The 10,510-nt window shown below is 67.1% G+C and carries 7 protein-coding genes; 6 read left to right on the plus strand and 1 reads right to left on the minus strand.

What is annotated here, in order from left to right:
- Positions 1-103: 103 nt before the first annotated feature.
- Positions 104-1,630: a CCA tRNA nucleotidyltransferase gene (locus HMPREF1136_RS04055; RefSeq protein ID WP_009648050.1), complete on the minus strand. Its 1,527-nt coding sequence runs from the start codon at positions 1,628-1,630 to the stop codon at positions 104-106.
- Positions 1,631-1,840: 210 nt separating this feature from the next.
- Between HMPREF1136_RS04055 and HMPREF1136_RS04060 the strand changes: the two genes are divergently transcribed.
- From HMPREF1136_RS04060 to HMPREF1136_RS04085, 6 genes are all read left to right on the plus strand, one after another.
- Entirely contained in the window at positions 1,841-2,311 is a 471-nt protein-coding gene (locus tag HMPREF1136_RS04060; protein WP_009648055.1) for an NUDIX hydrolase, read from the plus strand.
- The gene (locus HMPREF1136_RS04065) at positions 2,304-4,784 is read left to right on the plus strand and encodes a DUF6049 family protein (RefSeq protein WP_009648057.1); all 2,481 of its coding nucleotides are present in this window, start codon (positions 2,304-2,306) and stop codon (positions 4,782-4,784) included. The genes HMPREF1136_RS04060 and HMPREF1136_RS04065 overlap by 8 nt, the downstream gene beginning before the upstream one ends.
- The gene (locus HMPREF1136_RS04070) at positions 4,781-7,876 is read left to right on the plus strand and encodes a lipid II flippase MurJ (protein WP_009648052.1); all 3,096 of its coding nucleotides are present in this window, start codon (positions 4,781-4,783) and stop codon (positions 7,874-7,876) included. The genes HMPREF1136_RS04065 and HMPREF1136_RS04070 overlap by 4 nt, the downstream gene beginning before the upstream one ends.
- 17 nt (positions 7,877-7,893) lie before the next feature.
- A complete protein-coding gene (trxB, locus tag HMPREF1136_RS04075) occupies positions 7,894-8,928 on the plus strand; it encodes a thioredoxin-disulfide reductase (RefSeq protein WP_009648054.1) in 1,035 nt (344 codons plus the stop codon).
- 74 nt (positions 8,929-9,002) lie between these two features.
- Positions 9,003-9,353, plus strand: a complete 351-nt coding sequence (locus HMPREF1136_RS04080) for a YchJ family protein (RefSeq protein ID WP_009648053.1) — start codon at positions 9,003-9,005, stop codon at positions 9,351-9,353.
- Positions 9,354-9,373: 20 nt separating this feature from the next.
- Positions 9,374-10,015 carry a phosphatase PAP2 family protein gene (locus HMPREF1136_RS04085; RefSeq protein WP_009648062.1) on the plus strand — a complete coding sequence of 214 codons (642 nt, stop codon included), beginning with the start codon at positions 9,374-9,376 and terminating at the stop codon, positions 10,013-10,015.
- Positions 10,016-10,510 lie beyond the last annotated feature (495 nt).

The raw sequence follows: 10,510 nt of genomic DNA on the forward strand, positions 1-10,510 counted from the left end.
CGGGCGTGAGGATGGTCGCGCCCGCTCCACTGACGAGGCCGCTCACCGCCGCGCCACCGGCGCACTTACGTCTCGGCGGGGCTGTGCGCGGGGTCTGCGGGGTCTAGTCCTGGGCCTGTCGGGCGGCCTTCGCGGCGGCCTTACGGGCCTTCTTTTCGGCGACCTTTGCTTCCCAGCGGGCTTGCTGCGCCTGGTATTCCTCGGCCAGGGCGCGCACGTCGTCGGAGGCCCACCACGCTAGGAGTGCCTCGCGGGCTGCCTCCTCGCCCAGCGGTCCGCGCTCCATGCGCAGCTCCAGCAGGTAGTCGCGGGCGATCTTGACGGCGCGCGAGGGGCGAAGCCCCAGGATGTCCATGATCTGGTCACCGTCGAGGTCGGGGCGGATCGCGTCGAGTTCCTCCTGTTCGCGCAGGGCGGCGATACGGGCCTCGAGGTCGTCGTAGGCCGCCGACAGGAAGTTGGCCTTGCGACGGTTGCGGGTCGTGCAGTCGGCGCGCGTGAGGCGGTGGAGGCGTTCGAGGAGGTCGCCCGCGTCGGCCACGTAGCGGCGCACTGCGGAGTCGGACCATGCGGCCTCGCCGTAGCCGTGGAAACGCAGGTGTAGCGCGACCAGCGTGGACACGGCCTCGATTGTCGCCTTGTCGAAGTGCAGGGCCTTCATGCGCTTGCGCGTCATCTTCGCGCCCACGATCTCGTGGTGGTGGAAGGACACGGTGCCGTTCTTCTCGAAGCGGCGGGTCGCCGGCTTGCCGACGTCGTGCATGAGTGCCGCGAAGCGCAGGACGAAATCGGGGGCGGGCACGGGGCCGTCCGGGCCGGTCTCCAGGTCCATGGCCTGCTCGACGACGGTGAGGGTGTGCTCGTAGACGTCCTTGTGGCGCTTGTGCTCGTCAACCGTGGAGACCAGTGCAGCGACCTCGGGCAGGACGATATCGGCGACGCCCGTGTGCACCATCAGCTCGATGCCGCGGCGCGGGTAGGGCGAGATGATGAGGCGCTCGAGTTCGGCGCGGATGCGCTCAGCGGACACGATCTCCAGGCGCGAGGCCATGGTTTCCATGGCGTTCATGACGTCCAGGTCCACGTCGAGGCCCAGCTGGGCGCTAAAGCGCGCGGCGCGCATGATGCGCAGCGGGTCGTCGTCGAAGGACTGCTCGGCGGACACGGGGGTGCGCAGGTTGCCGTCCGCGAGGTCCGCCAGGCCGCCGCAGGGGTCGACCAGGGCCATCTGCGGCAGGCGCATCGCCATCGCGTTGACCGTAAAGTCGCGGCGCGTCAGATCGCCTTCGAGCGTGTCGCCGAAGGTCACCTCAGGCTTGCGCGACCCGATCTCGTACTCGTCGGTGCGATACGTCGTCACTTCAACGACCACGTCGCCGCGGCGCCCGCCGATCGTGCCGAACTCCTTGCCGATGTCCCATGTCGCGTTGCCCCACTGGGCCAGCAGTTCCTCGGTGCGCTCGGGACGCGCGGAGGTCGTCATGTCAAAGTCGTGCGGAGTCACACCCAGGAAAGCATCGCGCACCGGTCCACCAACGAGCGCGAGTTCCTCCCCGGCCTGGTCAAAAATCGTGCCGAGTTCCATAATTGCGGGCGGGAGTGCCGCGAATGTCTTCGTGGCGTTGGCCATGAGGGTAGGAATGTCCGTCGTTCCGGCGTTTTGCGGGGTCACGGGGCCGTTGATCGGGGAAGCTGACTGGGTACTCATCGCCTCTAAGCATGCCAGGAAAGCGCCCTAGCCGACTACCGGGGGCCGCCCACCGGCTAAAGTGGAGTCATGCCTGCACGTTCAGTTGACCGCCGATCCGGGGTTCCGAGACCCCCGCGTCGGTCTGCTTCCATGCGCGCGGGCCGCTCTCACCTGCCGATTTCCGCAGAAACCAGCGCGGGCGGTATTGTCGTGGACGTGCGTGACGGAATTCCCTATGCAGCGCTTATCGCGCGACGCAATCGAGCGGGGCGTATCGAGTGGTGCCTGCCCAAGGGTCACCTGGAGGGTTCCGAGACCCCGCAGCAGGCGGCGCTGCGCGAGGTCGCCGAGGAAACCGGCATCCACGGGCGCATCATTCGCCACCTGGCGTCGATCGACTACTGGTTTTCCGGCAACGACCGCCGCGTCCACAAGGTCGTTCACCACTACCTAATGGACTACGAGTCCGGTACGATCACCGTCGATGGAGATCCTGATCATGAGGCCGAGGCCGCCGCATGGGTTCCCCTGCGCGACGTGTCGCGTCAGCTGGCCTACCCCAACGAACGCCGCATCGTGTGCATCGCCCTCGACCTGCTGTATCGGGATAGCCGTGGCTAGGCGCGGCAGGTGGGTCGCCGCCCTGTGCGCGGCGCTGATGATTCTGCTCGGTCTCTCCGTTCACGAGGCCGGGGCAATTCCCGTACATTCGGCGACGTCCGCGCAGGATCAGTCGCGCCCCTCCGTGATGGGTACTGTGTCCGCAGATTCGGGACTCTCGGTATCGATTGACTCTCTGTCGCCTCGGATCATTACGACCGAGGAAGAAGTGGTTATTTCTGGCACGATCCGCAACGATTCGCCGACGACGCTGGCCTCTGTCTCCGTCGATGTGTTCGTTGCTAACGAGACACCCATCTCTGTTTCGTCGATGACGACACAGCTCAGCGAGGACGAACCCGACGCCACGCACGTCGCTTCCTCGACGCTGACCGACGTACGCCGCAGCGTGACCACACCTTTTGAGATTCGTATCCCCACCTCCTCCCTGCCGCTGACCGACACCGAGGAGTGGGGGCCTCGCATCACGACCGTCACTGCGACCTCCGGCGACTTCTCCGGCAAGGACCGCACAATCCTCGTGTGGGACTCCGGCGCACAGGTCGCCCCCTCCCGTGTGTCCGCGGTGGTTCCCTGGACCTCAGGAAACGCCGCATCAACTCAGGCCGAGCGTTCCGCGGTCCTGACCCTGGCCGGAACCTCGGGCGTCACCCTCGCCGTCGATCCTCTCCTGATCCCTCGCGGCCCCCAGCCCACGACCAAGCACAGCCCCACCCCATCCGCGTCCGCAACCGAGGATGAGGCGCAGTCGGAGGGACAGTCGGAGCAGTCGGGGCAGTCCGACGCCCCCACGGCCTCGCCGAGTCCGTCCGCCTCCGCCGCACCGACGCCCGCGCCCACCGCGACCGACCCGGCGCAGCGCTCGCGCGACCTCCAGGCCGAGGCCTTCGTGTCCTCGTTCATGTCGACCGCCTCCGAAATCATCGCGCTGCCCGACGCCGATGCGGATCTCGGGGCCCTCGCACTGTCCGGCAACACCGGCTTCTGGGGCCTGGCCTCCGAATCCATCAACGCTTTCCCGGGCACGCCGCGCGCGGCCGGCTGGGTCGCGCCGAGTCACGCCCACAATCCCGGCGCTCCGAATCCCTCCGCGACCCCGTCGACATCCCCCACGGCCTCGCCGTCGGCATCCGCGACGCCCAACCCGACCCCCTCCGCGACCGGTCCGAGCGGAACCATGACTTCCAAGCCCGACTCGGGTCCTACGATCCTGCGCAACGTCGGCTGGCCCGATGACGCAACCTTCGGCACAACCTTCCTGTCCAACTTCGCCGCGGCCGACCAGATCGCCATCGCCCCGACCTCGGCACTGACCCCCACTGACGAGGTCCCCTTCACCTCCATGGCGCGCGTCAACGTCAACCCGACGACCGGTGAGACCTCGACAAACGGGACGGGCGCGCACGTCCTCGCCCAGCAGGCAGACATCTCCTCGATCCTGTCGTGGAATGCTTCCGGCGGCGACGCACTCGACGCAGAGCAGGCCCTCACCGCCATCACGGCGATCATCGCGCGCGAACGACCCTCCTCCTCGCGCACCCTGTTCGCGACGGCAGCGCGCGGAACCACCATCAACGACCGCCTCGCCAGCCGCGCCAGCGCGCTCTTCTCGCCGCGCTGGGTCACCGCCACGAGCTTCACGGACATGGCCACCAGCGAACCCACGGACGTCGAGCGCGCCACCGTCGGCACGGGCACCCTCGCCGACGACACGGCGAGCGCCATCACCGAGATGTCGACCTCGCTGACGCTGCTCATTCCACTGGCGAACGCAACGGACGACCCCGACGCAGTCTTCGACTCGGTCACGCCCCAGGTCCTTCCAGCATTGACTGCCGGGCGCACCCCCTCCGAGCAGCTGGACTCCGCGACCGCCATGACCAGCCAAGTGACGACCATGCTATCCTCGGTGACCGTCGAACCCTCCTCGGCGGTTAACCTGATCAACAAGTCCGCGAACTTCCCCGTCCTGATCCGTAACAACCTGGACTGGCCGGTACGCGTCGACGTCACCCTCATCCCCGACGACCCGCGACTGCGTGCCACCCCCGCACAATCCCAGCTGCTGGCCGCGCGCGGTGCCACCACGGTCGAAGTGCCCGTCGGCGCGATCGGCAGTGGCAACATCGAAGTCACTTACAAGGTCACAACCCCCGACGGCCACATCCTGGACGACTCACAAACCGTTTTCGTGCGCATGCGCGCCGGCTGGGAAGATGCAATCACCGCGGTTATCGCCGCGCTCTTCGGCCTCCTGTTCCTCGTCGGCATCACGCGTTCGATCCGTGGGCGATCCAGGCGCAAGGCCGAGGCCTCCACAGCTTCCGGGAGTACCGACGAACCCGTCAGCTCAACCGAGGCACCCCAGGGGGCATCCGCCCCCGAGACACACCCCGAGGACCCAGAGAAGGCCTCGGACACCGCAGACGAGAACACCGACTCGAAGACCGCCACGACGAAGGAGACCCCATGAGCTCGAAAACGCCAGGCCGATCGATCCTGAGGGCATCGGCGCTGATGGCGTCGGGAACCATGGTGTCGCGCATCCTCGGCTTTATCCGAAACGCGATGCTGATCGCCGCAGTCGGCGCCACCGCAGGCGGCGTGGGTGCGGCCTTCCAGACCGCCAACACGCTGCCGAACACCGTGTTCAACCTGCTTGCCTCCGGCATCTTCGACGCGGTGCTAGTTCCCCAGATCGTCGGCGCGATCAAGCGACGTAACGACGGTGACACCTACGTTAACCGCCTGCTGACGCTCGCTGGCACGGTCCTGTTCGTCGTCACCTTCATCACGATGGTGCTCGCGCCCCTGCTCGTCATCATCACGGCCGCCGGCTACACCGAGGACATCCGTAACCTCGCGATCCTCTTCGCGCTTCTGTGTCTGCCGCAGCTCTTCTTCTACGGCCTGTATAACCTGCTCGGCGAGCTCCTCAACGCCCGCGAAATCTTCGGCCCCTACATGTGGGCACCCGTCGTCAACAACGTCGTGGGCATCGCCGGCCTCGCCCTGTTCCTGGGCATCTGGGGCGGTGCCCCCAACGGCGGTATCCCCGCAGGCGACATCACCTCAGCCCAGTTCTGGGTCTTGGCTGGCTCGGCGACCCTCGGCGTCATCTGCCAGGCCCTGTGTCTGCTGTGGCCGATGCGTCGCGCGGGCATCTCTTTCAAGCTGGACTTCCACTTCCGCGGCACTTCCTTCGGCTCGATGCCGCGCGTGGCCGGCTGGACGTTCGCAACCCTCGGCGTCTCGCAGGTCGGCGTCCTGTCGACTAACAACCTGGCCGCGATGGCCGACGGCTTCATCGGCCGCAACGGTACCCAGGGCGGCGTCGTCGGCATCCTTGCCTATTCGACGGCGTTCATGATCTTCATGGTCCCCCAGTCGCTCATCACCGTGTCCCTGACGACCGCAATCTTCACGCGCATGGCCGGTGCCGTCGCCGACGGCGACGACCGTGCGGTGGCCGACAGCTACCATCTGGGCGTCCGCACAATCACGTCGCTGACCCTCGTGGCCGCGGCCATGCTCATGGCCGGCTCGGTGCCCATGATGGAGATCGCGATGGCCGCCAAGGGCGGGGATCCCGAGGCTGTGACAGCCTACGCCCTCGTCCTGACTTCGCTGATGCCCGGCGTCGCCTCCACGGGCATGGTCCTCATGAGCCAGCGCGTCTTCTTCGCCTACGAGGACGTCAAGCCCGTGTTCCTCATGGGTATTGGCCCGACGATCATCCAGGTGATCGTGGGCTGGTCCCTGTACGCGATGACCGGCGCGCGCTGGTGGGTTATTGCCGCGTCCCTGGGCGAGACGGTCTGCCGTCTCACGCAGGGCATCATCGCTGTCGTGTGGGTTTCCCGCCAGAACCGTTACGTGGATCGAGTGGGCCTGCTGCGCTCCTACGTGTCCTTCCTGGTGGCCGCCATCGTGGCAGGTATCGTCGGATTCGGTGTCCTGTCCCTGATGGGCATCCACACGGATACTTCCTCGACCCTGGCACGCATGGGTATCGCCGCTGTCAAGCTGACCATCGTCTCGGCAATCACCGGCTTCGTGTACCTGCTGTTCCTGCGCTTCGTTTCTCCGCGCGAATCCGCGACGATGATGCGCCCCCTCCTGACCCGCCTGCGCGTCCCCGCCTCTGTGGTGAACATCCTGGCAGCGTCTTCTACGCCGACCGCTGACGGAGCTGCGATAATGGTGTCAAACACACCCGACCAGACGGAGGAAGCGATGGCCCCCACGCCTGAACCGACCGGCGACGAGAAGAAGATGCCGTCGTTCGACGAGGTCGTTGACCCCTCGCCGATCCCTGTGCCTCCGGCGAGTCCCTCCCCCGCCTCGGAAGACGCCTCCGTTCCGCCAATTCCAGATGCTCTGCCGACCCCCGCGCCCGTCGTAGCTCCGGCCATCGCACCCGCGACGCAGGCTCCTGCCGTGAACCCGGGTTTCATCGAGGCAGTGGTCGCGCCCGCTGTCGATGCCGTCGCTGAAGCGACGGATGCCGCCAGCGCGCAGCCGATCCCAGAGAGCCTGACTGAGGTTGACGTCAAACCGGTGAGCAACGAGGCCGCGGACGCGGCCGAGGTTCCCGCCACCGCCTTCCCGGTCGCTCCCACGCCACCCAAGTCCACCGCCAGCGGCTACGAACGCGAGGGGGCCGCCTTCCAGACGGACTTCCCACACCCGGAGCCGCTTACCGACGCACCCTCAACCCACCAGATCCCGCGCATCCAGCCGCTCGCACCCGAGCCACCCGCCTCTGCGAAGATCCCTGACGGCACTCACGCCCCCGCTGACGCCACGGCAGTGATCCCCCCGATCACCGCCGCTGTGGCCGCCCAGGCAGCCGCCCAAGCCGAGCAGCAGGCCGCTGAGGCTGCCCCGACCTCGTCAGACGAGAAGAAGACAGCCGAGAGTTCCGATCACCTCATCGACCCGACGAGGCCCGCGCTGATCTTCGGTGCCATCGTGTTCCTCTTCGGCGCGATCTGGGGTCCGTGGATGGCGACCCGCCCGGTCACCGACCTCAATCTGGCACAGTCGCTGCGCGAGGCTACCACGCAGGTGCAGTCTGACAACACGCCCGCGCCGAACCTGACGACCACTCCCCCGCCCGCGCCCTCCGTGACGCCCGTGATCTCCTCCGTGCAGGTCCTGTCGTGGAACAACGACGACGGCGACCACCCGGACCGCGCGATCAACATGATCGACTCGAACCCGTCGACGTCGTGGAGTTCGCGCTGGTTTGATAACAATCAGTTCCGCGACGACACCTCCGTGACTATCGTCGTCAAGCTGCAGCAGAAGGCCACCGTGTCCTCGGTGACCCTGCACATGGATTCAGCCACCTCCGGCGGCGAGCTCGTCGTGCGTAACGTCACCGATCCGACGAAGCCGCGCGAGGGAACAGAACTGGCCACCTCGTCGTTGTCCCCGACGACGACGATTACACTGCCCCAGCCTGTCGAGACCGACTCGATTGCGCTGCAGTTCCGCTCGATGCCCAAGGGTCAGGACGGACGCAACTGGGCGTGGATCTCCGAGCTCACCGTCCAGTAAACCCTGAAGGAGGGTACATGTCTTTCGTGACGATTCCGGGCCTCGTGACGGCCGAACCTACCGAGGCCGCCGCTCCCGTCGACGCCTCGATCCCCTCGGTCGAGGTCCCCGAGGACGCCACCGTCCACGACGTCGTCATCATCGGCTCGGGTCCGGCCGGTTACACGGCTGCGGTCTACACGGCGCGCGCCGGCCTCGCCCCCATCGTGCTGGCCGGTCAGCTGGCCGCGGGTGGCGCGCTCATGACCACGACCGAGGTCGAGAATTTCCCCGGTTTCCCGGAGGGCATTCAGGGTCCCGAGCTCATGGACAACATGCGCGAGCAGGCCGAGAAGTTCGGCGCGGACGTGCGCTACGAGGATGTCGTCGCCGTCAACTTCGAGGGCGACGTGAAGGCCGTGGCGACCGAGGACGAGGTCTTCTACGCGCGCGCCGTCATCCTGGCCACCGGCTCGGAGTACCGTCACATGAACGTGCCTGGCGAGGAGGAGTTCTCCGGCCGCGGCGTCTCCTACTGCGCGACTTGCGACGGCTTCTTCTTCAAGGATCGTCGCCTGGCCGTCATCGGCGGCGGCGACTCCGCGATGGAGGAGGCGACGTTCCTGACGAACTTTGCCTCTGAGGTCGTCGTCGTGCACCGCCGCGACGCCCTGCGTGCCTCGCGAGTCATGGCTGAGCGCGCCCTGAATAACCCGAAGATCTCCTTCGAGTGGAACGCGACCGTCGCCGAGGTCCTCGGTGACGAGGCCGTGACCGGCCTGCGCCTGGCGTCCACAGTGGACGGATCCACCCGTGAAATCGCCGTGGACGGCGTCTTCGTTGCGATCGGCCACCTGCCCCGCACGGGCTTCCTGCGCGGCCAGGTCGCCCTCGACGAGGCCGGCTACATTACGGTCGACGAGCCATCGACGCGCACGTCCGTGGCGGGCGTGTTCGCGTGCGGCGATGCCGTGGACCACACGTACCGTCAGGCCATCACGGCGGCTGGCTCCGGCTGCCGCGCCGCCCTGGACGCGGAGCGCTGGCTGGCGTCCCTGGGCGACCAGGCGTGATCTCCCCCACTCCAACCGGCGCTGCGAGCGCTGGCGCGCCCCGGCCTCGTACCTGCCCGTGTGGGTCGGGAGCGATGCTGGCGCAGTGCTGCGGGCGATACCTGGATGGCGAGGCGGTGCCGACCGCCGAGGCACTCATGCGCTCGCGCTACACGGCGTTCGCGCTGCGCGACGAAAACTACCTGTTCCGCACCTGGCACCCGCGCACGCGTCCCGCTCCCCCGTACTGGGTCGAGGGAACGCAGTGGATCGGCCTGCAGATTCTTGGGGCCGAGGCCGGGGGTCCTTCCGACGAGGAGGGGACCGTCACGTTCGTGGCCTCGTGGCGGGACGCGCTAACGGGAGAAACCGGGCAGATGCGTGAGCGTTCGCGTTTCTCGCGCCGGGCTGGGCGCTGGGTGTATGACTACGGTGCGAATGACTGACACTACGGTAGGATTTTCATATGCTTGTTCGTCGACTTCTGTCACCCCCCGTTATCGTCGGGGCTCTTCTCGTCGTAGCGGTTGCTATCGCCGGTGATTTCATTACAAATCCCCTGCCGATCGACACCGCCGTGTGGTCCAACTTCATCGAGTCACGCTCTCCCGCGATGAATACGTTCATGACGGGCGCGTCCTGGCTGTTTGATCCAAAGCGCGCCATCGTCTTGGCGCTGGTGGTCGCGGCCGCCGTCTGGTGGTTCGCCAAGAAGGTCGTGCACGCGCTCTACGTCCTGTCGTCAGTTGTGCTCTCGGCTGCGAATAGCTTCGTGATTAAGCACCTGTACGAGCGTCCCCGCCCCGAAGAGGCGTACCGCTTGATCACTGAGGACGGCTACTCCTTCCCGTCGGGTCACGCGACGGTCGTCACGGCGCTGGTGGTCTCCCTCGTGATGGTGATGACGATGACGCGCGTCGGGCGCGAGATTCGTCACCTGCTGTGGGTCGCCGCGGTCGTCTTCATCGCGTTTATCTGCGTGACGCGTCTGTACCTGGGTGTCCACTGGGTGACGGACGTGCTGGGCGGTTGCAGTGTCGGCCTGGGTTCCACGCTGATCCTGTCGCCGTTCATGCTGCGACCGAACGCGTTGCGTTGGGTTCGCTAAGCTCACATCTTATTGCTGCTAGTGCGCCCGGGGCTACGGCCCCGGGCGCTTCTGTATGCGCCTGTGAGGCCCGATCACACCCCGACATGGACTCGTACCCGCCTCGGCTCCAAAAGGCCTGCAGAGGCCCCGGAGAGGCCTTACCGGACACCTCGCGTAGAACAATCCCCACTGTCCTGATCAGTATCCTCCCGCCTGGGGCCGCCACACACGAAACCACGTGAGTCCGCAGTGTGGAGGGCGCCGCAGAGCCCGGAGGGCACGACCGCGGTATCCGTGGGCGGCGGCAGGGCCTGGCCACCACACACAACGACACAGCGCCGCAGGTGCGGAGGGCGCCGCAGGGCCCGGAGGGCACGACCGCGGTATCCGTGGGCGGCGGCAGGGCCTGACCGCCACACACAACGACACAGCGCCACCGGTGCGGAGGGTGCCGCCGGTGCGGAGTGTGCCAGAGGGCCCGGAGGGGATGACCGCGGTGTCCATGGGCGGCGG

The organism is Actinomyces sp. ICM47 (assembly GCF_000278725.1).
In the GTDB taxonomy this organism is placed as follows: Bacteria; Actinomycetota; Actinomycetes; order Actinomycetales; family Actinomycetaceae; genus Pauljensenia.

What these genes read in the sequence shown, in the direction of transcription:
- HMPREF1136_RS04055 (WP_009648050.1), bottom strand. Translation starts at nt 1,630, where the DNA reads ATGGCCAACGCCACGAAGACATTCGCGGCACTCCCGCCCGCAATTATG.
- HMPREF1136_RS04060 (WP_009648055.1), top strand. Translation starts at nt 1,841, where the DNA reads ATGCGCGCGGGCCGCTCTCACCTGCCGATTTCCGCAGAAACCAGCGCG.
- HMPREF1136_RS04070 (WP_009648052.1), top strand. Translation starts at nt 4,781, where the DNA reads ATGAGCTCGAAAACGCCAGGCCGATCGATCCTGAGGGCATCGGCGCTG.
- trxB (WP_009648054.1), top strand. Translation starts at nt 7,894, where the DNA reads ATGTCTTTCGTGACGATTCCGGGCCTCGTGACGGCCGAACCTACCGAG.
- HMPREF1136_RS04080 (WP_009648053.1), top strand. Translation starts at nt 9,003, where the DNA reads ATGCTGGCGCAGTGCTGCGGGCGATACCTGGATGGCGAGGCGGTGCCG.
- HMPREF1136_RS04085 (WP_009648062.1), top strand. Translation starts at nt 9,374, where the DNA reads ATGCTTGTTCGTCGACTTCTGTCACCCCCCGTTATCGTCGGGGCTCTT.